Annotated in this window: 24 protein-coding genes and 1 pseudogene; 6 read left to right on the top strand and 19 right to left on the bottom strand. The window is 72.8% G+C overall.

Features of this window, described 5'->3' with window-relative positions; all coding sequences use genetic code 11:
- The first annotated feature begins 21 nt into the window (after positions 1–21).
- Positions 22–549 (top strand): hypothetical protein, encoded by a 528-nt coding sequence (locus ACICHK_RS31535; protein ID WP_406839534.1) that lies wholly within the window; start codon positions 22–24, stop codon positions 547–549.
- 165 nt (positions 550–714) lie between these two features.
- Here ACICHK_RS31535 and ACICHK_RS31530 read toward each other — a convergent pair whose 3' ends face one another.
- Positions 715–969: a helix-turn-helix domain-containing protein gene (locus tag ACICHK_RS31530; protein WP_406839533.1), complete on the bottom strand. Its 255-nt coding sequence runs from the start codon at positions 967–969 to the stop codon at positions 715–717.
- Between the two features lie 32 nt (positions 970–1001).
- Between ACICHK_RS31530 and map the strand changes: the two genes are divergently transcribed.
- A complete protein-coding gene (gene map / locus ACICHK_RS31525) occupies positions 1002–1769 on the top strand; it encodes a type I methionyl aminopeptidase (protein ID WP_406839532.1) in 768 nt (255 codons plus the stop codon).
- Positions 1770–1829: 60 nt separating this feature from the next.
- Here map and ggt read toward each other — a convergent pair whose 3' ends face one another.
- Positions 1830–3647, bottom strand: a complete 1818-nt coding sequence (ggt, locus tag ACICHK_RS31520) for a gamma-glutamyltransferase (protein ID WP_406839531.1) — start codon at positions 3645–3647, stop codon at positions 1830–1832.
- A gap of 103 nt (positions 3648–3750) precedes the next feature.
- Here ggt and ACICHK_RS31515 point away from each other — a divergent pair, with 103 nt between their 5' ends.
- Both ACICHK_RS31515 and ACICHK_RS31510 read left to right on the top strand, forming a co-directional pair.
- On the top strand, positions 3751–4575 hold the full coding sequence (locus ACICHK_RS31515) for a hypothetical protein (protein WP_406839530.1): 825 nt from the start codon (positions 3751–3753) through the stop codon (positions 4573–4575).
- Between the two features lie 234 nt (positions 4576–4809).
- Entirely contained in the window at positions 4810–6384 is a 1575-nt protein-coding gene (locus tag ACICHK_RS31510) for an alpha/beta fold hydrolase (protein ID WP_406839529.1), read from the top strand.
- Between the two features lie 36 nt (positions 6385–6420).
- Here ACICHK_RS31510 and ACICHK_RS31505 read toward each other — a convergent pair.
- From ACICHK_RS31505 to ACICHK_RS31455, 11 genes and pseudogenes are all read right to left on the bottom strand, one after another.
- A pseudogene (locus ACICHK_RS31505) lies at positions 6421–6675 on the bottom strand (amino acid ABC transporter permease); the annotation flags it as partial.
- Positions 6676–6814: 139 nt separating this feature from the next.
- Positions 6815–6982: a hypothetical protein gene (locus ACICHK_RS31500; protein ID WP_406839528.1), complete on the bottom strand. Its 168-nt coding sequence runs from the start codon at positions 6980–6982 to the stop codon at positions 6815–6817.
- Between the two features lie 147 nt (positions 6983–7129).
- Positions 7130–7570, bottom strand: coding sequence for a DUF6278 family protein (locus tag ACICHK_RS31495; RefSeq protein WP_151473792.1), 441 nt, complete (start codon positions 7568–7570; stop codon positions 7130–7132).
- A gap of 146 nt (positions 7571–7716) precedes the next feature.
- The gene (locus ACICHK_RS31490; RefSeq protein ID WP_406839527.1) at positions 7717–8499 is read right to left on the bottom strand and encodes an exodeoxyribonuclease III; all 783 of its coding nucleotides are present in this window, start codon (positions 8497–8499) and stop codon (positions 7717–7719) included.
- A gap of 106 nt (positions 8500–8605) precedes the next feature.
- Positions 8606–9241: an MBL fold metallo-hydrolase gene (locus tag ACICHK_RS31485; protein WP_151473794.1), complete on the bottom strand. Its 636-nt coding sequence runs from the start codon at positions 9239–9241 to the stop codon at positions 8606–8608.
- A 59-nt stretch (positions 9242–9300) separates the two neighbouring features.
- Positions 9301–10596: a 4-carboxymuconolactone decarboxylase gene (gene pcaC / locus ACICHK_RS31480; RefSeq protein ID WP_151473795.1), complete on the bottom strand. Its 1296-nt coding sequence runs from the start codon at positions 10594–10596 to the stop codon at positions 9301–9303.
- Positions 10597–10906: 310 nt separating this feature from the next.
- Entirely contained in the window at positions 10907–13516 is a 2610-nt protein-coding gene (locus tag ACICHK_RS31475) for an SWIM zinc finger family protein (protein ID WP_406839526.1), read from the bottom strand.
- Positions 13513–16512, bottom strand: a complete 3000-nt coding sequence (locus ACICHK_RS31470) for an SNF2-related protein (RefSeq protein ID WP_406839525.1) — start codon at positions 16510–16512, stop codon at positions 13513–13515. The genes ACICHK_RS31475 and ACICHK_RS31470 overlap by 4 nt, the downstream gene beginning before the upstream one ends.
- A 127-nt stretch (positions 16513–16639) precedes the next feature.
- On the bottom strand, positions 16640–17221 hold the full coding sequence (locus ACICHK_RS31465) for a sugar kinase (RefSeq protein WP_151473796.1): 582 nt from the start codon (positions 17219–17221) through the stop codon (positions 16640–16642).
- Complete coding sequence (locus tag ACICHK_RS31460; RefSeq protein ID WP_225860930.1) at positions 17218–18405, bottom strand: ROK family glucokinase; 1188 nt, start codon at positions 18403–18405, stop codon at positions 17218–17220. The genes ACICHK_RS31465 and ACICHK_RS31460 overlap by 4 nt, the downstream gene beginning before the upstream one ends.
- A 244-nt stretch (positions 18406–18649) precedes the next feature.
- The gene (locus ACICHK_RS31455) at positions 18650–19387 is read right to left on the bottom strand and encodes a GntR family transcriptional regulator (RefSeq protein ID WP_151473828.1); all 738 of its coding nucleotides are present in this window, start codon (positions 19385–19387) and stop codon (positions 18650–18652) included.
- Between the two features lie 128 nt (positions 19388–19515).
- Between ACICHK_RS31455 and ACICHK_RS31450 the strand changes: the two genes are divergently transcribed.
- Positions 19516–20529 carry a Gfo/Idh/MocA family oxidoreductase gene (locus ACICHK_RS31450; RefSeq protein WP_151473797.1) on the top strand — a complete coding sequence of 338 codons (1014 nt, stop codon included), beginning with the start codon at positions 19516–19518 and terminating at the stop codon, positions 20527–20529.
- 67 nt (positions 20530–20596) lie between these two features.
- On the opposite strand, the gene ACICHK_RS31445 is transcribed toward ACICHK_RS31450, so the two are convergent.
- The 4 genes from ACICHK_RS31445 to ACICHK_RS31430 all read right to left on the bottom strand — a co-directional run bounded on the left by ACICHK_RS31445 (position 20597) and on the right by ACICHK_RS31430 (position 24649).
- A complete protein-coding gene (locus tag ACICHK_RS31445) occupies positions 20597–21088 on the bottom strand; it encodes a hypothetical protein (RefSeq protein ID WP_406839524.1) in 492 nt (163 codons plus the stop codon).
- 31 nt (positions 21089–21119) lie between these two features.
- Positions 21120–22295, bottom strand: coding sequence for a cytochrome P450 (locus tag ACICHK_RS31440; RefSeq protein ID WP_406839523.1), 1176 nt, complete (start codon positions 22293–22295; stop codon positions 21120–21122).
- 44 nt (positions 22296–22339) lie between these two features.
- On the bottom strand, positions 22340–23011 hold the full coding sequence (locus ACICHK_RS31435; RefSeq protein ID WP_192582758.1) for a response regulator transcription factor: 672 nt from the start codon (positions 23009–23011) through the stop codon (positions 22340–22342).
- A 354-nt stretch (positions 23012–23365) separates the two neighbouring features.
- Positions 23366–24649, bottom strand: coding sequence for a histidine kinase (locus tag ACICHK_RS31430; RefSeq protein ID WP_406839522.1), 1284 nt, complete (start codon positions 24647–24649; stop codon positions 23366–23368).
- A gap of 169 nt (positions 24650–24818) precedes the next feature.
- On the opposite strand from ACICHK_RS31430, the gene ACICHK_RS31425 reads away from it, so the two are divergent.
- A complete protein-coding gene (locus ACICHK_RS31425) occupies positions 24819–25025 on the top strand; it encodes a hypothetical protein (protein ID WP_406839521.1) in 207 nt (68 codons plus the stop codon).
- A gap of 28 nt (positions 25026–25053) precedes the next feature.
- On the opposite strand, the gene ACICHK_RS31420 is transcribed toward ACICHK_RS31425, so the two are convergent.
- Together ACICHK_RS31420 and ACICHK_RS31415 are read right to left on the bottom strand one after the other, a co-directional pair.
- A complete protein-coding gene (locus ACICHK_RS31420; RefSeq protein ID WP_406839520.1) occupies positions 25054–25446 on the bottom strand; it encodes a ribonuclease domain-containing protein in 393 nt (130 codons plus the stop codon).
- Positions 25447–25662: 216 nt separating this feature from the next.
- A complete protein-coding gene (locus ACICHK_RS31415; RefSeq protein WP_151473812.1) occupies positions 25663–26271 on the bottom strand; it encodes a dihydrofolate reductase family protein in 609 nt (202 codons plus the stop codon).
- Between the last annotated feature and the right edge of the window lie 52 nt (positions 26272–26323).

Below are 26323 nucleotides of genomic sequence, written 5' to 3'. Positions count from 1 at the left end.
CGTACGGGCCCTCAGGGTGCGGTGGTCGACCTCGTCCATGCGGTGGCGCAGTTCGGCGCAGCGGGCGGTGGCCCGTTCGTGATCGTCCTGCGCCCAGGCGATGTCCAGGCGGATCGCCTCCGCCTCCTCCCGGGTGGCGGCCGAGCGGAGCCGCCCGCCCAGTTCGGCCTGCCGCTCGAAGGCGTAACGCCGTTCGCGCAGCATGACGTCCAGGCGGTCACCGAGGGCGTCCCTGCCACCCGGACGGGCGTCGTACGCGGCCAGCGAAGCCCCGTGCAGCGCCCGGGCCCGCGCCGTCTCCTGGGCGGCGGCACGCTCCCCGTACCGCGCGAAGACGTCCTGGAGGAGCGCCTCGACGACGTCCCAGGGCGGCACCTCCCGGCCTTCGAGGCACGCCCGCATCCCGTCGGGGTCCCGTTGCCAGAAGACCCCGTACCAGCCGTCGCCGGGGTCGAGCCGCTCCACCAGCCCGTTCAGGTACCGCGCGAACTCCAGCACCCGTTCCGGGAGTTGTTCTACATTCATCAACCAACGCCCCGCCCGCCGTGAGCACTTCGACCCGACAGGTAACACCAGTCGTGTTACGTACCGACTACGGGGAGTTTTCGTCGCGGACGCGGAGAGCTCGCCGAGGGGCGCACCGGCGCACGCCGACGGGGCGCACGCCCGGGTGCGCTCCGGACGGGCGCACGGTCGGGCGTGCGCCCGGGCCCGTCAGACAGCCGGCACCAGCGCGCACCGCGCGACGAGCTCGTCCATCGAGAGCCCTAGGGCCCGCGCCAGCGCCGCGACCGTGAAGAAGGCCGGCGTGGGCGCGCGCCCGGTCTCGATCTTGCGCAGGGTCTCCGCGGAGATCCCGGCCTCCCCGGCGACGTCCGCCATGCTGCGGCCGCCGCGGGCCTCGCGCAGCAGCTGCCCGAGCCGCTCGCCGCGTTCACGCTCTTCGGGGGTCAGGGGGGTTCGCACCATGACACCATTCTAATACCGGTATAGTAATTGGCATGGTGGAACTGAAGACCGACAGATCGATCGACGAGATGTACGCGGCCGGCCAGGTCGTGGGCAGGGCGCTCACGGCGGTGCGGGACGCCGCCGACGTGGGCGTCTCGCTGCTGGAGCTGGACGAGGTGGCGCACCAGGTGCTGCGCGACGCGGGCGCGACGTCACCCTTCCTCGGCTATCACCCCTCCTTCGCGCCCACGCCCTTCCCCGCGGTCATCTGCGCCTCCGTGAACGAGGCGATCGTGCACGGCATCCCGACGGGCCACCGGCTGCGCGACGGCGACCTGGTCTCCATCGACTTCGGCGCCGAACTGGGCGGCTGGGTGGGCGACTCGGCGATCAGCTTCATCGTGGGCGAGCCGCGCGCCGCCGACGTCCGGCTGGTGGAGACCGCGGAGCGGGCGCTGGCCGCGGGCATCGAGGCGGCCGTCGTCGGCAACCGCATCGGGGACATCGCACACGCCGTCGGCACGGTGTGCCGGGCCGCGGGTTACGGGATCCCGGACGGCTTCGGCGGTCACGGCGTCGGGCGCCTGATGCACGAGGACCCGGCCGTCCCGAACGAGGGCCGCCCGGGCCGAGGAATGCCCCTGCGGCACGGCATGGTCCTCGCCATCGAGCCGATGCTCATCGGCGGCGGCACGGACGGCTACCACGCGGCCCCCGACGGCTGGACCCTGCGCACGAACGACGGCTCCCGGGCGGCGCACGCGGAGCACACGGTGGCCATCACGGACTCGGGTCCGCGCGTCCTGACGGCCCGCTGACCACCCGGTCGCCGCGCGCCGCGGAACGCTCCCGCCCCGCGGCACGCGACCGGACGTCCGCTAGGACGCGGGCCGCACGACCATGGCCGAGCCCCCGCCGCGCCTGACCTTCTCGGCGGCGGCCAGCCACCTGCCGTCCGCGAGGCGCTGGACGCCCGTGGCCGCCCCGATCTCGGGGTTCACCTTGAACGAGTGGCCGATGGCTTCGAGCCCGGACCTCGACGGGCTGTCGTACAGGCCCGGTTCGAGCTCGGTCTGGGCGGCGTTGCGCTGGCTGGCGCGCGGCGCGGCGATCGCGTCGGCCAGCGGGAGCCCGCGGTCGACGAACTCGGTCAGGGTCTGCAGGACGGTCGTGATGATGCTCGCGCCGCCCGGGGAACCGAGCGCCACGACGGGCCGGTCGTGCCGGTCGAGGACGATGGTCGGCGAGATCGACGAGCGCGGGCGCTTGCCCGGACCCGGCAGATTGGGGTCGTGCACGGCCGGGTTGGCCGGTGCGAAGGAGAAGTCGGTCAGCTCGTTGTTGAGGAGGAAGCCGCGCCCGGGGACGGTGATCCCGCTGCCGCCGGTCTGCTCGATGGTCAGCGTGTAGGCGACGACGTTGCCCCACTTGTCGGCCACCGTCAGATGGGTCGTGTTCTCGCCCTCGTACGTCGTCGGGGCGGCCGTCCCGGTGGCGCCGCAGCCGGCGGGGCCGTTCGGGTCGCCCGGCGCGAGCGGGCTCGTCAGCACCGCGTCGTCCTTGATGAGACAGGCCCGGCCGTCCGCGTACCTCTGCGAGAGCAGGCCCTTGGTCGGCACGTCCTCGAAGGCCGGGTCGCCCACCCAGCGCCCCCGGTCCGCGAAGGCGATCCGGCTCGCCTCGATGTAGCGGTGCAGGTACTGCGTCTCGCTCGCCTTCGAGAGGTCCGTCCCCTCCAGGATGTTGAGCGCCTCGCCGACGGTGGTGCCGCCGGAGGAGGAGGGCGCGATCGAATAGACGCCCAGACCGCGGTACGAAGTCCTGGTGGGCGCCTGGCGCTTCGCCCTGTACGCCGCGAGGTCCTTCAGGGACAGCTTGCCGGGGCGGGCGTCGTAGCCGGAGGCCGGGTCCACGGGCGGTTTGTCGGCTGTGGCGACGATCTCCCGGCCGAGATCGCCGGTGTAGAGCGTCCGGGTGCCCTTCCTGCCCAGCTCTTCGTACGTGCGCGCCAGGTCGGGGTTCTTGAAGGTCGACCCGACGACCGGCAGGGCGCCGCCGGGCAGGAACAGCTTCGCGGTGTCGGGGAAGTTCGCGAAGCGGGCCTGGTTCAGCTCGGTCTGCGCGCGGAAGGTCGCGTCCACCGTGAACCCGGAGCGGGCGATGCGCTCGGCCGGTTCCAGGACGCTGCCCAGGTGCTTGCTGCCCCATGAGTCCAGGGCGGTCTGCCAGGTGGCGGGCGTGCCCGGCGTGCCCACGCTCAGCCCGCTGGTGACGGCGTCCGCGAAGGCGAGCGGCTTGCCGTTCTCCAGGAACAGCCCGGAGTCGGCGGTCAGGGGCGCCGTCTCGCGCCCGTCGATCGTGTGCACCGTACGGGACTTGGCGTCGTAGTAGACGAAGTAGCCACCCCCGCCGATGCCGGACGAGTAGGGCTCGGTGACCCCGAGGGCCGCCGCCGTGGCGACGGCCGCGTCGACGGCGTTGCCGCCCTTCCTCAGGACCTCGATGCCCGCGGCGGAGGCGTCCGCGTCGACGCTCGCCACCGCGCCTCCGTACCCGACCGCGACGGGCACCTTGGCGACGGGCGTTCTCGCGGCCGCGCCGGCAGTCGGCGCCCCGGGCGGGGCCGCCGCGCCCACCCATAACGTCGCGGCCGAAACCGCCAGGACCGTCAGATTCCGCGCAAGAGGACGTCGCATCGATACCTCCAGTCAACAGCCGTCCGCGCAGCGTAACTTCACCGCCGTCACCGCGTCAGGCCCCCTCGAACACGCCTTCACGGGCCCGCTAGCATGCGCGCACATGAATGACGACGTGCGCAACATCGTCCTCGGCGTCCTGGCCGCCGGCATCAGTGCCGCGCTCGGCTGGATCGCCCGGACCTACCTGTGGAAGCGCAAGCTCCGCCGCAAGCAGGCGTTCTTCGGGCTGCCCGACAACTCCGAGTCACTCCTTGTGGTGAACCGCGAGGCGGGCGGTCCCGAGCTCACGGTGACGCGTCACGACGTGTTCGCGCTCCTCGAACTGTCCGCGCTCATCAAGGACTGCGGCGCGCACGCCCAGGTCATCGCGCACGACGCGACACAGCAGGGTTTCGGCGAACGCACGGAGTTCTGCGTGGGCGGACCGGCGTCGAACCGACGCATGGCCGCGCACCTGCAGTCCCTGCTGCCCGGTGTGCAGGTCAACGTCGAGTCCGGACGGGGGCCCGACCGGGGCGCGTTCCAGATAGGCGGCGAACGCTATCGCCTGGAGTCGGGGCAGGCCGAGTACGTGATCCTCGCCCGGCTGACCGCGGGCCAGAGCCGTGACGCGAGACCGGTGTTCCTCTTCTGCGGCCAGCGTGCGATCACCAACCAGGCGGCGACCCGGTATCTCGCCCGCCACCACACGCGCCTCGCCCGCAAGCACGGCGGCAACAGCTTCGTCCTGCTCCTGAAGGTCGTGAACTCCCAGGCGTACGGCCCCGATGTCGTCGAACTCGTCGCGGACGTCACCCGCGCCGCCCAGGCCCCGCTGCCGACGCCGCCGGCCCTGGACCCGGCGCCGGACGCGGCGTCCGAGTCCGGCCAGGACGGGGAGGCCGCGCCGAAGCCGGCCGCGCCCCGGGCGCGTCGGCGCACGTGACATCCGGGTGCGCCCGGCGCTCCGCCCTCCGACGGTCGGCCCGCGGGGCGCCGCTCCTTTCCAGCCACCCTTTTCGGGCCACCCCCCGCGGCGCGGGCGGACAAGGCCCCGGCGAGCGGAGATGAACGCTTCAACAATCGTTACTCGCACGTAACTTACCGACGGGTTACTTCGAGTAAGGCGCCGCGGCTACCGTCGGGTCACCCTTGCACTGACCAAGTGAGGAGTGACCCGTTGAAAAACGGTCGCAACCCCCTGCGCACATCCGCCGTCGGCACCCTCTCCGCCACCCTGATCGCCGCCGCGGGCCTGGGCCTGGCACCCGCCGCCCAGGCCGCCGGCGGCTCGGGCGGTGTCCGCTTCGTCGACATCTCGGGCGACGGCGGCACCACCCTCAAGGCCAACGTCACCACCCCCGCGGGAGCGGACGGCACCCGCTCCTACCCGCTCATCGTGCTGCCCACGAGCTGGGGCCTGCCCCAGGTCGAATACCTCGCACAGGCCCAGAAGCTCGCGAACTCCGGCTACGTGGTGGTCGGTTACAACGTCCGCGGGTTCTGGCAGTCGGGCGGCGAGATCGACGTCGCCGGCCCCAAGGACACCGCCGACGTGTCCAAGGTGATCGACTGGGCGCTCGCCAACACCCCCGCCGACGCGGGGAGGATAGGCGTGGCGGGCGTCTCGTACGGGGCCGGGATCAGTCTGCTGGCCGCCGAGCACGACAAGCGCATCAAGGCGGTCGCGGCGCTGAGCGGCTGGGCGGACCTGACCACGTCGATCTACTCCGGCCGCACCGAACACACCCAGGCGGCCGCCCTGCTGGACGGCGTCGGGAACGTCGTGGGCCATCCCAGCGCGGAGACCCGGCAGGTGTTCAAGGACTTCTTCTCCGGGGACCTGTCGAAGGAGCAGAATCTGCTCGACTGGGGGAAGAAACGTTCACCCGGGACATACGTCGACCAGCTCGACAAGAACCGTCCCGCGGTCTTCATGGCCAACACCTGGGGCGACACGATCTTCTCGGCCAACCAGTACGCCAAGTTCTACGAGGAACTGTCCGGGCCCAAGCGGCTGGAGTTCCGCCCCGGCGACCACGCCACCGCCGAGATCACCGGACTGTTCGGGCTCCCCAACGACGTCTGGACCGACACCGCCCGCTGGTTCGACCACTATCTGCGCGGCGAGGACAACGGCATCGACCGTGAACAGCCGGTGCAGCTCAAGTCCCGCTCCACGGGCGGCTACGAGGGATACCCGGACTGGAAGTCGGTCGGGGCCACCACGCGGAAGATCGCCCTCGAGGGCAGCACCAGGATCCACACGAACGTCGACTCGGGCGCGGACGGCGGGGTCATCTTCCTGTCCAGCATCCTCGACCAGCTGACGCGGATCCCGCCGATGGCCTCGATCCCGCTGCTGCCGCGCTACTGGACCGCGGTGTGGCAGTCGGAGAAGTCCACGAGCGTCCAGCGCGTGCGGGGCACCGCCAGACTGCACACCACGGTCACCGGCACCAAGGAGAGCGGCACGTTCATCGCCTATCTCTACGACGTGGGCCCGCTCGGCATCGGCAAGCTGGTCAGCAACGCGCCGTACAGCTTCCACGGGCAGACGCCCGGCGAGCCGTTCGGCGTGGACCTGGACCTGTTCTCCACGGCCTACGACGTCCCGGCCGGGCATCGTCTCGCCGTGGTGGTCGACACGGTCGACCCGCTCTACATGGAGCACAACCCGTCCGGCGCACAGCTGACCTTCTCCTCGCCGGAGCACGACCCGTCCTACGTGTCGGTGCCCCTGCGCGAGCAGTGATCTCCGGCTGGCGCCGGCCGGGCCTGGCCCTGTGAGCTACTGCTCCCCCCACGGTGTCGGGGCCGGGTGGTTCGTCCCACCCGGCAGCAGCGTCCCTGGTTCGGCCGGAGCCACGTCCACGGCCTCGGTCTCGGGACTGCGCCGCCCCCACCCGTACGCCCACGGGGCGAACGGGGAGAGCAGCACACACATCCCGATGCGGAGAGGCGAGATCACCGTCACCACGGGGATGAACGACAAATCGTAGTCGAGGATCGGCGCGGCCGTTTTCCCGGCACCGGGGAAGCCCTCACCGGCGAGGTGCGCGAGCACCCGCCGCGTCCCCGGAACCGATGGGACCGCCGCCGGTGGGGTGCGGCGGCGGCAACTCCTGGACGGCGGGGCCCGGCGCGTCCTCCGCGTGCGGGACACGGGCACGGATCCCCTCGCCTCATCCGGAAGGCGAGGGCCGGTCCGGCGGGCCGGTGATCACGGCCGTCCCTCCCTTGCCGGCGGCGAGGTCGAGGTCGAGGTCCTGCGGAACATGCGACTCCCCGAGGTACGTGTTGATGTCGTACAGCTCGATCAACGGATCGACGGCCATTCCGGTCCTGCCCAATCGTGAACTGTGTCGGTCGATGCAAACTATCGACGCAAATCGGCACATATCGATCGACACGCACGTCGGGCAATTAGCCGTATTTGAGCCTGTCCGAAGAACGGATCACGACACCGCGGGTGCTTCGGGGGGGTCCCTCCCGGCACATCAGGCCTCTGCGGCCTCGGCGTACATCTGGGACAGCTCGGGGACACCCTGCACGGCCCAGTCGAGACCGGCCTCGACGACCGGGATCTCACGGCCCGAGGGGAGCCGGACGGCCGGGCTGCCGCCGGGCCAGACGTGCCAGGCGGCACCCGGCACCGTGCGCACCACGACGGTGCCGAGATAGAGACCGGCGTCGTTGCCCAGCCAGGGCAGCGCCTCGGGGTCGTCGCGCCACAGCGGCAGCAGCTGGTCGAGCGCCACCAACGAGGCCGGGGTGTCGTCCAGTTCGAGGCCCACCGCCGAGGCCTGGGAGCGGAGCAGTTCGCACTCCGAGAGCAGCTCGGCCACACCCGCCGGGTCGTCCTCGAAAGCCGCGGCGAGAGGCCGGTCCCGCAGCGCCGGATCCCGTTTGAGCAGCTTGTCCAAGAAAGGAATGTTCATGACCGGCCTCTCCGTGGGGTGCGATCGTCGAAGCTCCGCGTTCCTGGTATGTGAACAAAATGTAGCTCGCGGCATTTGAACACGGAACAAGGCGGATCGTGACGCCCCTCGGCACGGAACCGGCGGCGGGACGGCCGGGCGGACCGTTACTGGACGTCCAGGTCCACCACGACCGGTGCGTGGTCCGAGGCGCCCTTGCCCTTGCGCTCCTCGCGGTCGACGTACGCGTCCTTGACCGCCGCCGAGAAGGCTTCGTTGCCGTAGACGAGGTCGATGCGGATGCCGCGGTTCTTCGGGAAGCAGAGCTGGCGGTAGTCCCAGTAGGTGTACGGGTGGTCGTACTTGAGGGGACGCGGGACCACGTCCGTCAGGCCCGTCTCGCGCAGGGCCGCCAGCGCGGCGCGCTCGGCCGGGGTGACATGGGTCAGTCCCTCGAAGGCGGCCACGTCGTAGACGTCGTCGTCCGTGGGCGCCACGTTGTAGTCACCCAGCACCGCGAACGGCCGGCCGCCCGCCGCGTCGTCCGCCACCGCCGCTCTCAGCGCCTCGAACCACTGGAGCTTGTAGGCGTAGTGGGCGTGGTCCACCTCGCGGCCGTTCGGCACGTACACCGACCAGACGCGGACCGGACCGCAGGTCGCGGAGACGGCCCGGGGTTCCTCCACGCCCTCGTACCCGGGGCCACCTGGCAGGCCCTTGACCACGTCCTCCAGGCCGACCCGGGAGATCAGCGCCACGCCGTTCCACCGTCCCGTGGCGTTGACGGCCGCCTCGTAACCCAGCTCGCGCAGCGGTTCGACCGGGAACTGCTCGGCGGCGACCTTGGCCTCCTGGAGGCACAGCACGTCCGTGCCACTGCTCTCCAGCCAGGCCAGCAGCCTCGGGAGACGGGCGGTGATCGAGTTCACGTTCCAGGTCGCGATGCGCATGCCCACAACCTACCGGGCGGGTACGACAACGGGTCCGCCGAGGACACCCCGTGCCGTCCCGTCGTCACCGGGACGGCACGGGGCCCACGGTCCGGCACGGCCCGGTTCAGACCTGTACCGACGCTCCCGGCGCGAGCCGCAGGTGCTCGGAGCCGCCGAGGGCGCCGATCTGACGGTCGTAGATCGGCCGGGCGAGATCCGTGAGCAGGGCGTCGTGGATGTCGTACGCACGCTGTGGCTTGACCTCGCGGACGTACTCGATGACCTCGGAGATCTTGTTCCACGGGGCCATCACCGGGAGCATCAGCGTCTCGACCGGCCGGTCGGGCACGGTGAGGGCGTCCCCGGGGTGGAAGACGCGGCCGCCGTCGACGAGATAGCCGACGTTGGTGATGCGCGGGATGTCCGGATGGATCACCGCGTGCAGTTCGCCGTGCACCTGGACGTCGAAACCGGCGGCGGTGAAGGTGTCGCCGTGGCCGACGGTGTGCACGCGGCCGGGGAAGGCGGCGGAGACCTTCTCCGCCACCGACCGCAGGGTCCAGATCTCGGCCGCCGGGTCGGCCTCCATGGCCGCCCGCAGCCGCCCCTCGTCGAAGTGGTCGGGGTGCTCGTGCGTGACGAGGAGGACGTCCGCGCCCAGGGCGGCGTCCTCCTCGCTGAAACCCCCGGGATCGATGACGAGCGTCCGCCCGTCCTTCTCGAGACGGACGCAGGCGTGCGACTTCTTCGTGAGCTTCATGAGTCCATCCTGCCCCGCGCCCTCCCGGAAGGCCGTTCCCGCGGACGACTCCGCCCGCGTCACTCCTGGGGGGTCGTCTCCTCACGGATGATCTTCTGCGCCACCCGGAAGGCCCTGTTCGCCGCCGGCACACCGCAGTAGACGGCCGTCTGGAGCAGCACCTCCTTGATCTCCACCGGGGTGAGGCCGTTGCGCAGGGCGGCACGGGTGTGGGTCTCGAGCTCGTCGAGGTGGCCGCCCGCGACCAGGGCGGTCAGCGTCACACAGCTGCGCGAACGCCGGTCGAGTCCGGGGCGGTCCCAGATCTCGCCCCACGCGTACCGGGTGACGAACTCCTGGAAGTCCCCGGAGAAATCGTCCGCCGCGGCCAGCGCCCCGTCCACGTGCGCGTCCCCCAGCACCTCGCGCCGCACCTTGATCCCGATGTCGTAGGGATCCTGCCGCCCCGTGGTCTCGGGGGCCACGGGGGCCGGGGCGATCTCGGCGAAGGGCGCCACGGGCGGCGGAGCGGTCTGCGCGGGGTACGCCTGCGCGGCCTGGACCGCCATCTGACCGGTGGACGAGTCGAAGGCGGGCAGCCAGGCGCTGGAGAAGTGCCGTACGAGCAGATCCGTGACGGCGGCGGGCTGCTCCACGGGGACCAGGTGCGAGGCGCCGGGGACGACCGCGAGGCGGGCGTCCGGTATCCCGGCGACCAGCGTGCGCGCCTCCGCGGGCCCGGTGACCTGGTCGTCGGAGCCGGCCAGGACGAGGGTCGGCACGCCGACCAGGCCCAGTTCGCCCCGCACGTCGAAGGTGGCGAGGGCCTCGCAGGCCGCGATGTAGCAGCCGGGGTCGGTGGTGCGCACCATCTGCACGGCCCACTCGGTGATCGCGGGCTGGGCCGCCGCGAAACCGCTCGTGAACCAGCGTTCGGGCGAGGTACGGGCGATCGGGTCGAGGCCGTTCGACCTCACGACCACTCCCCGCTGCCGGAACTCGTCGGCGGTGCCGAAGCGGGGCGAGGCCGCGATCAGCGCGAGGGAGGCGACGCGCTCCGGACGACGCAGCGCCAGTTCGAGCCCGAGGGCTCCGCCGAACGCGCAGCCCGCGTACCCGAAACGCTGGATGCCCAGCTGGTCGAGGGTGACCAGCAGTCGTCCCGCGAGTTCGGCCACCGATCCGGCCGGATGGGCGGGGGCTCCGCCGTGTCCCGGGAGGTCGAAACGGAAGATCCGCCAGCTCTTCGCGAGCTCCGGGACCTGCCTGTCCCACATGTGCCAGGTGGTGCCGAGCGAGGGTCCGAGTATGAGCACCGGAGCGTCTTCCGGGCCGTCGACGCGGTACTGGAGGGCAGGGGTCTTCGTCTCACTCACCGGACCACGCTAGCTTCCACGCCCGTTCGGACGGAAATGGAGGCCGCTCGTCCACACCGCCCCCACAGGACCGCCCCCTGTGTCCGCACCGCTCACACCGGGTCCACCGGACCGGAAATGGGCCGGATCGGACCACTCCGGACCGCAAGGGACCGGCTCGGCCCGGAAGAGAACGGCTCGGACCGCGCAGGTAACAGCTCGGACCGTGGAGGTAACAGCTCGGCCCACGAGGGAACGAACCGGCCCGCGAAGGGGCGGCTCGGCGCGGACGGACCGGTTCCGCCCGGCCGGTCCGGGGCTCCCGTCCGTGTCAGAGCTCGTCCGGCACGCCGAGTTCCGTCAGCGCGCCGACCGGATCGAGGTCCGGGGTGCCGCGGGGCCACCAGTCGTCACGGCCCGGCTCGGACTCGTAGGCGTACCACAGGCCGTCGCGGCCGAGGCGGATCTGGGTGTGGCCGCGCGGGTGGGTGAGGTGGTTGCGCCAGGGACGGAAGGCCGGGAGATCGGCGGCCATCAGCAGCGGCCGGGCCCGGTCGAACCGGCCCGCCGGGGGGTCCCAGGCCTCCTCGAGCACGCTGAGCGCCTCGAAACCGCCCTGCCGCCAGGCGGCGACCGCCCGTGCCAGATCGACCGGGGTACGGCCGGTCGCGGAGGCGAGCGAGGAGTAGAGGGCGCGGGTGGAGGCCGTCAGACCCGACCCCGGACGGGCCGCGGCGATGCGCACCGCGTCCTGCCAGAGCGTCAGTTCCGCGACGGGATCGCGGCCCGAGGTGAGCAGCGCGTGCGCGCGGGCGGCGGCGTCCGTGGCCAGCTGGTCCAGCGCGAACGGATCCGGGCCGCCCGGTGCGCCCGGGTAGGCCGGCGGCTGCTCGGGGTGCGCGGGCGGCGGCAGCGGAGCGGGAAGGGGCGGCAGCACACGTCGTGCGAGGACGTCACGGGCGCGTACGCCGGCCGGCTGTTCCGGTTCCCGTTCCTGGGCGGCGCGGGCCGCTCGGGTGGCGCTGCGCCGGGAGAGCGCGTCGAGCAGCTCGCGCTCGCCACGGCCCCGCAGGAGGAGCAGGACGAACGGGTCCTGGTCCAGCAGCCGGGCCGTCTGGTAGCAGAGCGCGGCCGCGTGCTTGCAGGGGTGCCCGAAGTCGGGGCAGCTGCAGTGCGGTTCGAGTTCGCCGGGGCCCGGAAGCAGTTCGACACCGCAGTCCGCGAGCGACCTGGGCATCTCCTTGTCGAGCAGCGCCGCGATGTGGCCGGGCCGCTCGGCGGCGGCGTCGAGGAAACGGTCCCAGTCGTCGTCGGTCAGCGTCCGCACCCTGACCTGGACGCGGTACGGCCGCGGCCGGCTCCCGTGCACATAGGCGAGCACCAGGCCGGGTGTGACGGTGACGGCGTCGACGTTCCCGTGCCCGGCGTACGTCCGTCCGCGCGCCAGCCGTGCCGCGTCCAGCGCCCCTTCCTCCAGCGCCCCGACCCACGCGTCGCCCCACCACGTCTCCGCGAACCCGTCGTCGTCCTCCCGGACCCGCGCGGGGAAGGCGGGGAACGTACGGCGCAGCTCACCGTCACGGCCCGGCGCCGCCATGGAGCGGGGGAGCCGCTCGGCCGGGACGGGAGCGGCCGGCCCACCGGTGCCCGCGGCGCCGGTCCGGTCGGGGGAACCGGAGGCAAGGCGATCGAAGGACTCGAAGGACTCGGGGAGATCGGAGGGCTCCGAGCGACCGGAGGGCTCCCGGGTCTCGGTGAAGGGTTCGGAGGTGAAGAGCTCCGGGACGAGGGAGCCGACCGTGAAGGGCTCGATGTCCGCCGTCGCCTCCCGCTCGGGCACGGGGTACGGGGAGCCTTCGGGGTGTTCGACGGGTTCGGGGTGCGCGGAGTGTTCGACACGCCGGGCGTGTTCGGTGTGCCGGGCGTGTTCGGGGTGCTGGGCGTGTTCGGGGTGCTGGGCGTGTTCGGGGTGCTGGGCGTGTTCGGGGTGCTGGGCGTGTTCGGGGTGCTGGGGGCGCGTGAGGCGGTCGTGGGTACGGTCGAGGATCCCCTCTCCGGCGTCGCCGGCCGAACGCGACGGCTGCCCGGTCTCGGCGGCCACCTCGGGGGGCAGCCGGAAGGCGTCCGCGAGCATGTCCTGGAGCCGGCGCTGCTGGGACGCCCGGTCCATGGTGACGGGGTGCGCGTGACTCCGGCGCCCCCGGGCACCGGGCGGGGACGTCCTGGTGGGCCGACGCCCCGGGCCGGCTCCCCTGTCCTCGCCCTCCTTCGACCGCTCGCCGCCGCCGTCCGTCTCCCCGGACCGGAGCCTCCGCGCCTCGGACCGCGCGGCACGCAGCGCCTCACGGGCGACGTCGCCGGGGCGCGCCCCTCCCCCGGCCTCCGCGCCGGGACGGCCGGCCGTCGCTCGCCGTGCCGCTCCGGGCCCTTCCGCCGAGGCTCCGGCGGGGCGCTGCCCCGGGTCGGCCCCGATCGTGTCCCAGGACGCCGGAAGCGCCGCACCGCGCGTGCCGGGCGCGTCGCCCGGGCCGTGCTCGTGCGCACGAGCGTGTGCACCGGCACTGATGCCGGTGTCCGGTCCCGCGTCCGGGTGCACGGCCGCGACCGGACGCGCACCGGCGTCGGCACCCTCCTCGTCGCCGGCCCTCGCGGCCGCGTCGGCAGCGGCGGATCTGACCGCCGCCGACCGTCGCAGGGCCTCGCGGGCCGCGTCGCCCGGCCTCGCCGGAGCGGACGCCCCCGGAGGCGCCCCGGTCGCTCCGGACGGAGAGGACGGGGCCGACGGCACGGACGGCGGACCGGCCACCGTCTCCCGTCCGTCACCCGCGTCGGCTCCGGCACCCGCGGTCGCGGCCGCGTGGCCGTCGGCCGCAGCGGCCTTCCGTGCGGCGCGCAACGCCCGGCGGGCCTCGTCGGCGGGGTGGTCCCCGGTTCCGCTCATGCCGGCCTCCGCAGCGAGACGAGGTCCGACAGCTCGCGGTCGGTCAGCTCCGTCAGGGACGCCTCGCCGGAGCCGAGGATCGCGTCGGCGAGGGCCCGCTTCGCTTCGAGCATCTCGGCGATCCGGTCCTCGACCGTGCCCTCGGTGATGAGCCGGTGCACCTGGACGGGCTGGGTCTGGCCGATGCGGTAGGCGCGGTCGGTGGCCTGCTCCTCGACCGCGGGGTTCCACCAGCGGTCGAAGTGGACGACATGGCCCGCCCGGGTGAGGTTCAGACCGGTGCCGGCCGCCTTGAGGGACAGCACCAGGACCGGGGTCGCCCCGCTCTGGAAGCGGTCCACCATGTGTTCGCGGTCGGCGACCGGCGTACCGCCGTGCAGGAGTTCGACCGGAACCGCGCGGGCGGTCAGATGCGCCGTGATGAGGCGGGCCATCCCCACGTACTGCGTGAAGACGAGTGCCGAGCCGTCCTCGGCGAGCAGGGTGTCCAACAGCTCGTCGAGCAGGGCCAGTTTGCCCGAGCGGGCGGAGGCCCCCTGTGCGGCGGCCCGCGCGTCCTCCTTCAGGAACAGGGCCGGGTGGTCGCAGATCTGTTTGAGGGAGGTCAGCAGTTTGAGGACGAGTCCCCGGCGGGCGATGCCGTCGGTGGTCTCGATCACCAGCATGGACTCGCGGACCACCGCCTCGTACAGGGAGGCCTGTTCGCGGGTGAGCGGCACGGGGTGGTCCGTCTCCGTCTTCGGCGGGAGCTCGGGGACGATGCCGGGGTCGGACTTCTTGCGGCGGAGCAGGAACGGGCGGACCAGCCGGGCCAGCCGGTCCACGGCCTCCTCGTCCTCCCCGTTCTCCACGGCGCGCGCGTGCCGGGCGCGGAAGGACTTGAGGGGGCCGAGCAGCCCCGGGGTCGTCCAGTCCAGCAGGGCCCACAGCTCGGAGAGGTTGTTCTCCACGGGTGTGCCGGTGAGCGCGACACGCGCGGGGGCCGGGATCGTCCGCAGTGCCTTCGCCGTCGCCGAGTAGGGGTTCTTGACGTGCTGCGCCTCGTCCGCGACGACCATGCCCCAGCGCTGGTCGGCGAGGTGGGCGGCGGCCGACCGCATGGTGCCGTAGGTGGTGAGGACGAAGCCCCCGTCGAGACCGTCGAGGGTGCGGTCGGGGCCGTGGAACCGGCGCACGGGGACGCCGGGCGCGAAACGGGTGATCTCCCGCTGCCAGTTGCCGAGGAGCGAGGCGGGGCAGATCACCAGCGTCGGTTCGCTGCGGGCCCGCCGCAGGTGGAGGGCGATGAGCGTGACCGTCTTGCCGAGACCCATGTCGTCGGCGAGGCAGCCGCCGAGGCCGAGGGAGGTCATGAGGTCCAGCCAGGCCAGCCCGCGGAGCTGGTAGTCCCGCAGGCGGGCGTCCAGGCCGGGCGGGGGCTCGACGGGGGGCACGCCCGCGGTGAGGCGGTCGCGCAGGGTGGCGAGGGCTCCGACCGGCACCGCCTCGACGGTCTCGCCGTCGACCTCGGCGGTTCCGGTGAGCGCGACGGAAAGGGCGTCCACCGGGTCGAGCAGGCCCAGTTCGCGCTTGCGGGCCTTGCGGACGAGTGCGGGATCGACCAGGACCCACTGGTCGCGCAGCCGGACGACCGGCCGGTGCGCCTCGGCCAGGGCGTCCATCTCGGCCTCGCTGAGCGGATCTCCGCCGAGGGCCAACTGCCAGCGGAACTGGAGGAGTTCCTCGCTCTCGAAGAATCCGGTCCCGTCGGTCGCCGATCCGGGCGCGGGACGCACCACCGCGGTGGCGCTCAGGTCCTGCGCCAGGTCCCGGGGCCAGTGCACGGCGACACCGGCCGCGCCGAGCCGGGTCGCCGCTACCCCCAGCAGCTCCGACAGCTCCTCCTCGGAGAGGGCGAGCACATCGGGCACGTCCTGCTCGGACAGGCGGTCCAGGGGCGGCCAGACCCGGGCGGCGCGCCGGACGGCGAGGGCGGCGTCGACACGGGCGCGGGGTCCGAACACCGCGTCGGCGTCCCCCGCCCACAGGGCGGCCGCGTCGGCGACGAGGGTGGGGTCGGCGAGGCTGTGCACCTGGACGACGGCGGCGCCCGCGCGCCGCGCTCCCTCGACGTCGTCGAAGAGCTGGTGGGCGGACAGGTCCAGGCGCAGCGAGATCCTCACGCCCGCGTCCATGCCCGCCGCGACCTCCGCGGCCCAGTCGTGGGCGCCGGTCAGCCGCTGCGGCTCGCGGGCCGCGAAGGGTCCGCCGCAGGTGTGGGGCGCGGCGGGGGTGCGGGGCAGGGTGTCGGCGACCGCGTCCAGGAAGGACCGCATCAGCGCTTCCGGCTCGGGCAGCCGGACCGGTCCCCTGCCGGGCAGGGGGACGGCGTGTCCCTCGTACGGGAGGGCGTCGGCGACCGACCTGAGGTGGGCGATGTCGTCCGGGTCCAGGGGACCCGCGCGCCAGGCGTCGAAGCCGTCGGGGGTGAGTCCCGGCAGCAGCCGTCCGCGGGCGACGAGACGCAGCGCGTGCAGTGCGGCGGCGCCCCAGCAGGCGGTGGCGGGATGGGCCGCGGGGTCCCGCCGCGCCCCCGCGAGCAGGGGCAGGGCCTCACCGAGGGGGAGGATCCGGGCGGGCACGGTGCTCCGGCGGACTCCCGAGCCGTGCGGCCGTACGACCGTCAGTCCGGTGTGCTCGCGCGCGGACGCCCGCTCGCCGGGTGCGGCCGGCGCCGCCCCGTCGGGGTGCTCCCCCGGCCGCGGGTCCTCCCCGTGCTCCCCGTGCTCCTCGGCGGACAGGGGTTCGCCGCTCGGGTCCCAGAACGCGACGCGTCCCTCGCGGGGCAGCGGCGCGGGCAGGAAGACGGCGGCGAGCCGGACGGAGGGCGGCTCGCCCGGGGACGAGCCCGCGAGCTCTCGTGTCCGGGGGCCGGGCGTGACCGCGGAGCGTGCCCACGCCGACGGCGCGCCCGGGGAAAGCGCCCGCGCGGTCATCGCTTCCACCCTGTCCCCCATACGCCCGGTCACCTCCCGCCCTTCGGCCGAATCAGTCGTCTTCGACTCTACGGGCGGGGTCTGACAATCGGCTCCCACGGCCGCTGCGGGCGGCCGCGGACCTGACCGGGCCGGGGCCGGGGCCGGGCTACGGGATCGTGCGTGAGACGAGGTACACCATGGGGTGAGCGGACTCGGAACCGTTCACGACGATGTCCTGGGTGGGCGCGGGGTCCTTCTGCTCGTGGGCGAGCCCCCACCAGGGTCCGGGGCCCGTGAACTCCCAGCCGACGACCTTCTGGTCGCGGTCGCTGACGGTGATGCGGTCCTTCTTCAGGGCTGTCCTGTCGGTGCCGACGGTCCTGAGGAACCAGTCGAGGCCCCCCTGGGTGGTGCGGAACTGGACGTACAGCCGGCTGGTCTTCCAGTTGTTCGTCTCGTAGTACGCGAGGTCGGTCGAATCGGCGGGGACGGGCACCTGGTAGAGACGGCGCTGGACGCGCGAGGGCCAGCCCTCGGTGAGGCCGGTCGCCGAGTACTTCTCCTCCTTGTCCTTGCCGCTGTTGCGGCTCTGGTCGGCGGAGATCACCAGGTAGCCGGCCGGTACGCCGATGAGCAGCACGATGATCAGCAGGGTCAGGGCGCGGCGGCGGAACCTGTGGCGCGGGTCCTCGGGGGCCCGCTTCGGCTCGTCCGGGGACGTCGCCTGACGGGGGAGCGGGGCGGTCACCGCGACTCCTGCCGTGTCGTGCGGCGGGTCTCGGCGTAGCGCTCGTACCGTTCGTAGCGCTCCACGCGGCGCCGCTTGGCGCGCCGGAAACGGCGGGCGACGAGACGCGCGAGGTCGGCGGCGCCGACCATGCCGGCCTCGGGGCCGAGCTGGGCGCGCGCGATCCGTGCCTCGGGGCGGTAGCCGCGGCCCGTGAGGTGCCGGCGGAAGGCGTCGCGGGCGGGACCGATCAGCAGGTCGTCGGCGGCGCTGACGCCGCCGCCGATGACGAAGCAGGAGGGGTCCAGGGCGGCGGCCAGGTTGGCGATGCCGACGCCGAGCCACTGACCGATGTCCTGGAGGAGCTCGACGCACATGGCGTCGCCCTCGCGGGCCAGCTCGGTGATCATCGGTCCGGTGATGTCACCGACGTTGCCCTTGACGTGCTCGATGATCCCGAAGGCGACCGGGGAGTCGGCGGCGGCGAGTTCACGGGCCTCGCGGACCAGCGCGTTGCCGGAGCTGTACTGCTCCCAGCAGCCGCGGTTGCCGCACGGGCAGCGGTGGCCGCCGGGCACGACCTGCATATGGCCGAACTCTCCGGCGACACCGAACTTGCCCCGCTTGACCTGGCCGTCCTCCAGGATCGCGCCCCCGATGCCGGTGCCGAGCGTGATCATCACGAGGTGGTCCTCGCCGCGCCCGGCGCCGAAGCGCCACTCGGCCCAGGCGGCGGCGTTGGCGTCGTTGTCGACCAGGACGGGTACCGCGAGCCGCCCGGCGAGACGGTCGCGCAGCGGCTCGTTGCGCCAGGACAGGTGGGGGGCGAACAGGATGCGGTTGCGCTCGGCGTCGACCCAGCCGGCCGCCCCGATGCCGACGGCGTGCACGTCGTGCCGGTCGGAGAGGTCCAGCACCAGTTCGACGATGGTGTCCTCGACGACCTTGGGGCTCTTGGACTTGTCCGGCGTCTCGGCGCGGACCTTCTCCAGGATGTTGCCGTCGGCGTCCACCACGCCCGCCATCACCTTCGTGCCGCCGATGTCGATGCCGACGGTGGGGACACGGGGTGCCGTCAGATGGGAACGGCGCTCGCGTGTGCCCACGGTCCGCAGGACGGTGGCCCGCGCGGAGCCGATGGGGGTGCCCCCCGCGCGAGCGGAGCCGAGCGCTCGGGGCAGCGCGAGGTCGCGGTAGGTGCTCATCGCGCCGATTCTGCCCTACGCCGCACCGGCGCCGCACCGTGGAAGCGTGGTGACACAGGTGACTCGAGAGCCTTCTGTGACCTGTTCCGGCAGGTCCCCTGGACCTGCCGGGCCATGGCCCGCGCTTCGGCAGGGCGAAACGATCATCCATCGCATATGGGTGCGATGCGGATCATGGGTGATGAAGACAACACCCGGTCCGGCGCCCCGTACGGAAGGCCGGCCCGGCAGGAAGGCCGACCCCTCAGGACCGTACGAGGAGCTGGAACTCGAAGGAGTAGCGCGAGGCCCGGTAGATGTGGGAGCCGAACTCGACGGCGCGGCCGGTGTCGTCGAAGGTGGTGCGCTGCATGGTGAGCACGGGGGCCCCGGCCGGCTCTCCGAGCCGCTCGCCCTCCTCCGCGCTGGCCGCGCGGGCGCCGACGGACTGACGGGCGCTGTGGAGGGTGATGCCGGCGCCGCGCATCAGCCGGTACAGGCCGGTGGCCTCCATCCGGTCGCTGTCGAGCTCCAGCAGCTTGGGGGGCAGGAAGTTGCAGAGGTACGCCATCGGCTCACCGTGCGCCAGACGCAGTCGTTCGACACGGTGGACCTCGGCGCCCTCGGCCACCCCGAGGGCGGCCGCGACCTCGGTGGACGCCGGTTCGACGGTGTTGAGGACCACCTTGGTCGCGGGGCGCTGGCCCGCCGATTCCAGGTCGTCGTAGAGGCTGCTGAGTTCCAGGGGGCGCCTGACCTGGCTGTGCACGACCTGGGTGCCCACGCCTCGGCGCCGTACGAGCAGTCCCTTGTCGACGAGGGACTGGATGGCCTGGCGGACCGTGGGGCGGGACAGACCGAGGCGCCCGGCGAGCTCGATCTCGTTGCCGAGCAGGCTGCCCGGGGTCAGGGATCCGTGCTCGATGGCGGCCTCGAGTTGCTGCGACAGCTGGAAGTACAGCGGGACCGGACTGGTGCGGTCGACGCCGAGCTGGAGCGACACGGTCGGATCCACATCTGGTTTGGCCACGGATCGAGCGTAGCTCCGGGAGATGTTGACGGGAAGTTGTGAAGTTCGGTTGTCCGGACAAAGCATTGACAGCGCGACGGGTCGCCCACCAGTTTGTTCCCATGCGCATCGGACTCATCGGAGCGGGCCGTATCGGTGCATTTCACGCGGCCACTCTCAGCCGCCACCGCGAGGTCGGCGGCTCCCTCATCGTCACGGACGCCGACCCCGTACGGGCTCAGCGGCTGGCGGACCGGCTGGGCGCGACGGCGGCGCCCACCGTGAACGAGATATTCACCTGGGGCGTGGACGCGGTGGTCATCACCGCCGCCACCTCGGCCCACGCCGAACTGATCGGCAGGGCGGCGCGCTCCGGACTGCCGGTCTTCTGCGAGAAGCCCATAGCCCTCGACCTCGCGGGCACGCTGGCCGCGCTCGCCGAGGTCGATGCCGCTGGAACGGTTCTGCAGATGGGTTTCCAGCGCCGTTTCGACGTGGGCTACACGGCCGCCCGCGAGGCGGTGCGCTCGGGCCGGCTCGGACGCCTGCACACCGTGCGCGCGATGACGTCGGACCAGTCGCCGCCCCCGCCCGGCTACCTCCCGCTCTCCGGAGGGCTCTACCGCGACTGCCTGATCCACGACTTCGACATGCTGCGCTGGGTCAGCGGCCGCGAGGTCGTCCAGGTGTACGCGACCGGCTCCGACGCCGGGCCCGCGATGTTCCGCGAGGCGAACGACATCGACACCGGCGCGGCCGTCCTCACCTTCGACGACGGCATGCTCGCCACGGCGACGGCGACCCGGATGAACGGAGCGGGCTACGACGTCCGCATGGAGCTCTCCGGCGAACTGGACCAGATCGCCGTGGGTCTGGACGACCGCACGCCGATCGCCTCGACCGAACCGGCCGGACCGCCGCCCGCGGACAAGCCGTGGACGGGCTTCCTCGAACGCTTCGGCCCCGCGTACGAGGCGGAGCTCGCCGCGTTCGTCGAGGTGGTCCGCGGCGAGCGCGCCAACCCCTGCGACGGCCGCGAGGCACTGGAGGCGCTGCGGATCGCCGAGGCCTGCGAGCTGTCCCGGCGCGAGCGCCGCCCGGTCTCACCGGCGGAGATCCCGGGCGGCAGGCTCTGACAGGCGCCCGGCACCGGCGGAACGGCCGTCACCGGAAGGGGGAGCGCGCCGCGCCCGACCCGGCCCCTCACCCCAGAAGCCGGACGGCGGGGGTCTCGCTGTCGACGCCGAGCACCTGGTCACAGTGCTTGCACGTCAGCCGGTACGGCCGTACCAGATTGGTCTGGACGCTGTCGGTGCCCGACTCCTTCGCCTCCGGGCAGTGATAGGCGAGGTGCAGCCGCACCCAGGGGTGGCTGGTGGGCGCGGCGGCCCTCCGGCCGTCCCGGGTGTCGGTGAAGGGCGCCCACCAGAAGTCGACCAGCGCCCGGACCGCGAGTCTCTCCCGGCCGTTCGTCGCGTCGAATCCCGCGATCCTCGCGGCGGTGCGATGGCTCTTGAACCCGCTGCGGCTGCCCGAACACAGGGCCTGCTCGGCCCCGCGCTCGAACACCGTCGTCCGCCCGGTCCGCTCGCAGACGAAGCAGTCGAGGCTGAACTCCAGCCGGGAGCGCCAGTAGAGCCGGTGGCGCTCCTCCAGGCCGGTCAGCTCCGCGGTGATCTCCGCCGTACGCAGCACGGTCCACACTCCTCACACGGTCCCGGGCCGCTCACCAGCGCACCGGCATACGGCGCACGCCCCGCATCAGCATGCCGGGCAGCCAGCCGCTCGGCGGCCCGTCGAGCGCCAGGTCCGGACACCGCTCCAGCAGGGAACGGAGGGCCACCCGGGCTTCGAGCCGGGCCAGCGGCGCGCCCAGACAGTAGTGGATGCCGTGCCCGAACGCGAGGTGACCCCGGGCCTCGCGCCGCAGGTCGAAGCGCTCGGGCGCCGGATAACGCGCGTCGTCGCGGTCGGCCGCGCTGAGGCAGATCATCACCTCTTCCCCGGCCGCGATCGCCGTGCCGCCTATGTCGAGCGGCTCGGCGGCACAGCGGAAGGTGGCGTTCTCCACCGGCCCGTCGTAGCGCAGGGTTTCCTCGATGGTTCCGTCGAGCAGCGTCATGTCGGCACGCAGGGCGGCGAGTTGATCGGGGTGGCCGAGCAGGGCCCGGACGGTGCCGGTGATGAGGTTGACCGTCGTCTCGTGTCCGGCGACGAGGAGCAGGAACGCCATGCCGCGCAGCTCCCGCGCGGAGAGCCGGTCGCCGTCCTCGGCGGTGGTGCGGACGAGACCGCTGAGCAGGTCGCCCGTGGGACCCGCGCACCGCTTGTCCTCGATCAGCTCGCCCAGGTAGGCGGCCAGTTCGACGAAGGCCTTCTGCTCGCTCTCGGCGCTGGTGGGGGCGACCACCTCCGTGGACAGCTCCCGGAAGGCGGCCCGGTCCGGCTCGGGCACCCCGAGCAGCTCGCAGATGACGGTCAACGGAAGCGGATGGGCGAAGGACTCGACGAGGTCGGCGTGCCCGAGCGGGAGCATCGCGTCGAGCAGCTCGTCGGTGATCTCCTGGATCCGCGGACGCAGCGCCGCGACCCGCCGGCCGGTGAACTCGCCCGCGATCAGCGCCCGCAGGCGGGTGTGCCGCGGCGGGTCGGCGAGAAGCATGTGCTCGCCGATCAGCCCGTCGTCGTAGAAGACGAAGCCCCCCGTGTTCGGGTTCTTGGCGAGCCGCGGGTCGGCGAGCGCGGCCCGCGCCTCCTCGTACCCGACGACGAGCCAGGTCTCATGCCCCGCGTCCGGTGCCGGCAGCCGCACCCGGTGCACGGGGCCGAGCGCGCGTAACTCGGCGTAGACCGGGTGCGGGTCCTCGGTGAACCGCGCTCCGTACTCCCCCAGATCGATCACGGCTTCTCCCTCCCGTCACATCCCCCAACGGACGAGAGGCCCGGTCAGTGCCCGCCTTCCTCCAGCAATCCGGCGTCGTACGCCAGCAACGCGATCTGCACCCGGTTGTTGAGGCCGAGCTTGGCGAGGATGCGGGAGACATGGGTCTTGACCGTGGCGACGCTCATGAACAGCCCGGCGGCGATCTCCGCGTTCGAACTGCCCCGGCCGACCTCGACGGCGACCTCGCGCTCACGCTCGTTCAGGACGGCCATCCGGGAACGGGCGCCGGACCTGCGGGTGTCGAGGGCGGAGCCCGCGGCGTGTTCCATCAACTGGCGGGTGACGGTGGGCGACAGCACCGGGTCACCGGCGGCGACACGGCGCACCGCCGCGAGGATCTCCGCGGGCGGCGTGTCCTTGAGCACGAACCCGGCCGCGCCCGCGCGCAGCGCCCGCAACACCTGCTCGTCGGCGTGGAAGGTCGTCAGGACGACGACCTGGGGTGCCTTCTCCCGCCCGCGCAACCGCTCGGTGGCGGTCAGCCCGTCGACGCCCGGCATCCTGATGTCCATCAGGACGACGTCGGGCCGGGTGCGGTCGACGAGCTCCTCCACCTCACCGCCGTCGGCGGCCTCACCGACGATCTCGACGTCCTCGGCTCCCCCCAGCATGAGAACCAGCCCCGCCCTCACCAACGGATCGTCATCGACGAGCACCAGCCGAATCACAGTCATCCCCCCACCCAACCAGCTCCCCAACCCTCCCCCGCCCCAGACCCCGAACACCGGAGAGGCCGGACCTTCCCGGCCGAGGCCGAAACGGTCGGCCACCACGAAGCACCCGCAGCCGGCGACGCACGGGAGGGGCCGTGCCGGTACATCGAATGCCCGCAGGCCGGACGGATCGGAACCGACCCGCACCTCTTCGACCCCGCTGGGATCCGTCCGGATGCGGGCGGATGTACCGGCACGGCCCCGCCCCACGACGCACCGCACCCGCCCCACGACGCACCGCACCGCACCGCGAACGCCAGCGCAGCGAACCGCACCCGAACCGAGAACGCCGGCGCAGCGAACCACCGCAAGCGACTACGCCCCCCAGGGCAACCAGGCCCGAACCCGGAACCCCCAACCCCCCACCACCCCGTGCTCCAACCGCCCTCCCGCCAACGTCGCCCGCTCCGTGAGCCCGATCAGCCCCTGCCCGGACCCCGGAACCTTCGGCACCGGCCCCGGCGGCGCGGGATTGGCGACGGTCACGGTCAGCCCGGAGCCGACAGCACCCCGCACCGTCACCGTGACCTCCGCCCCCGGCGCGTGCTTGCGCGCGTTGGTCAGCCCCTCCTGGGCGATGCGGTAGGCGGTGCGCCCCACGGAGGCGGGCACGGCGGCCGGATCGACGACCCGGTTGTCGAGGACGACCTTCGCGCCGGCGGAGCGCGACTCCGCGACCAGCCCGTCGAGCGCCGCGAGCGTCGGCTGCGGCCGCCCCGCCTCGTCGGAGTCCCCGGCCCGCAGCACCCCGATGATCTCGCGCAGATCCTGCAGGGCCTCGTGCGCGCTCTCCCGGATCACTCCCGCGGCCCGGGCGACCTCCTCCCGGGGCGCGTCGGGCCGGAACTCCAGTGCCCCCGCGTGCACGCTCAGCAGCGTGAGCCGGTGCGCGAGCACGTCGTGCATCTCGCGCGCGATCGCCTCCCGGGCGAGCCGCTGCGCCTGTTCGGCCCGCAGCGCCGCCTCGGTCTCGGCCCGTCGCGCGCGGTCCCGCAGGCTCAGCATGAGCTGGCGTTTGGAGCGCACGAACATGCCCCAGCCGACCACCGCGGAGGTGAGCAGCGCGGTGACGGCGAGGGCGGCGGGGTACGGCAGTTCGGGGTCGGGCCGCAGCCAGAAGAACGCCGGGAGCAGCGCGAGCTGGACGCCGGCGACCCAGGCCACGTACCGGAAGGGCCGGTGCACGGCGAGGGTGAAGAGGGCGACGAGTCCCGCACCGCCCGCCGTGTTCGAGACCAGCCCGACCGGGATCATGGCGACGGCCAGTCCCAGCGGCCACCGGCGGCGCAGCCAGACCGCCGCGCAGGCGAGCGCTCCGATCAGCTGGTCGGCGACGGCGAGGCCGCGCGGGATGTCCGGCTCGTCGTTCACGGTGCTCGCGGCCGCGAGACCGATGAGGACGGCCAGCAGGAAGCAGCCGAGGTCGACGATCCAGTCGCGCACGGTGCGCCGGGGCCGCCCCGAGGACCCCGCGCGTTCGGCGTCGGGGTCGAGGTCCGCGGCCACGGCCGACGGCAGCAGCCATCGCCGGGCGGACAGGACCGGCGATGGAACGTCACGCGGCTCGGGCGCCGGACTGTCACCACTCACGGTCGACAAATCTACGCAGCGGAGCCCGCCGCCACCTCCCCGCGAGCCCGGCCGGCGACCGAAGTCGCAGCGGTTCAGACTTTCGTCGACCGGGGGGCCGGTGCCCCGCGACTCAGGTCGGACGCGCCTCGCCCCGCGGCCGATGTTCCCGGGGGGTCCGCGGGGCGAGGGTCGTGCCATGAAGCAATCGCTGGAGACGCTCGGTTTCATCGCCCTCGTTCAGGGCGTCCTGGGGCTGGTCCACGAGGCGACCGGCCGCCTGCACGGGTGGGGATTCGTGCAGCGACTGGGTTTCCTCGACGGTCACGAGGTCTACGCGAGCGTCTCGCTCATCGTCCTGGCGTTCGCGCTGTTCGCGGCCGCGTGGAGCCGGAAACCCGGATGAGCGGGGACCGGACGTCCGGCAGCCCGGATCAGCAGCCGAAGTTGATCAGCTTGAAGGTGACGTAGTGGTCCGCGGTGTAGTAGTCCTCGAGGGTCTTCCTGCCGGTCACGATGCGACGGGCACCTCGTGTCGAGGAGCCGGGCGTCTTGACCGTGTACTCGTGGTAGTACCCCGTCGACCGGGCGGGCAGGACACCCTCCCGGTTCTGGAAGACCGCCCCGTCCTGCGAGTACGGGAAGGGGCCTCCCGAGTCGATCAGGTCCAGCGTGTCGTACGCCTGGGACGGCAGCGCGCCGTAACAGATGCTGCCGACGGAGGCCGCCGCCGCGTTGGCCGGAGCCACGGCGGTGCCACCGACGAGCAGGGCGGACATGAGGGCCACGAGGGCGCCGATGCGGGTGGTTCGTGGGGGGAATCTCATGACCCTAGAATGACGCGCGTAGAGTCTGGCATGTCAATGACAAGACAACCGATTTCCATCGCCAAGTCCCATGAATTTTCCGGGAGTTAACTTGTCGCGCGGCACCATCACGCGCCCCCCACAAGCCCCGGAACCACACCCGTCCGGCCCCGCCGCCTCGTGTCGTCCCAGCCACCGCTCCGACCGGGACGACACACGACACCCCGCAGCCAGTGGCTAGTAGCTGCCGTACGTCGGACGGCCTTCACGCTCGTACGTGTTGATCGCGACGCCCGAGCCGGTGACCGTGCCGCCGGTGCGCCGGAACGCGGTGGGGGCGGCGCCGTCGGCGAAGAGGCGGCGGCCCTCACCGAGCACCACGGGGAAGGTCATCAGGTGCAGGGTGTCGATCAGACCGAGCGCGAACAGGGACTGGGAGAGGACGGCGCTGCCGTGGATCTGGAGCTCGCCCTCGGTGCGCTCCTTGAGAGCGGTGACCTCCTTGCCGAGGTCACCGGTGATCACCGTCGTGCCCTCCCAGGCGGGGTCCGTGAGGGTCGAGGAGGCGACGTACTTGGGCAGCGAGTTCAGCTTGGAGGCGATCGGGTCGGCCGGGTCGGTCATCTTCGGCCAGTAGCCCGCGAAGATCTCGTACGTGCGCCGGCCCAGCAGGAACGCGTCCACGTGGGAGAAGTTGTCGACGACGAAGCGCCCGAAGTCGTCGTCACCGAAGGGAACGCTCCAGCCGCCCTGGGTGAAACCGCCGCTGGGGTCCTCCTCGGGACCGCCCGGCGCCTGGTGGACTCCGTCGATGCTGACGAACGCGGTGAGGGTGAGCTTGCCCATGGCGGTGCCTGCTTCCTTGCGGTGGGGTCTGCTGTCATCAGGGCAGACCCCA

The sequence above is a fragment of the Streptomyces sp. AHU1 genome, assembly GCF_045343905.1.
GTDB lineage: Bacteria > Actinomycetota > Actinomycetes > Streptomycetales > Streptomycetaceae > Streptomyces > Streptomyces triticiradicis.
The sequence above is the reverse complement of the archived record's forward strand: the minus strand, read 5'-3'. Positions and strand labels throughout refer to the sequence as shown.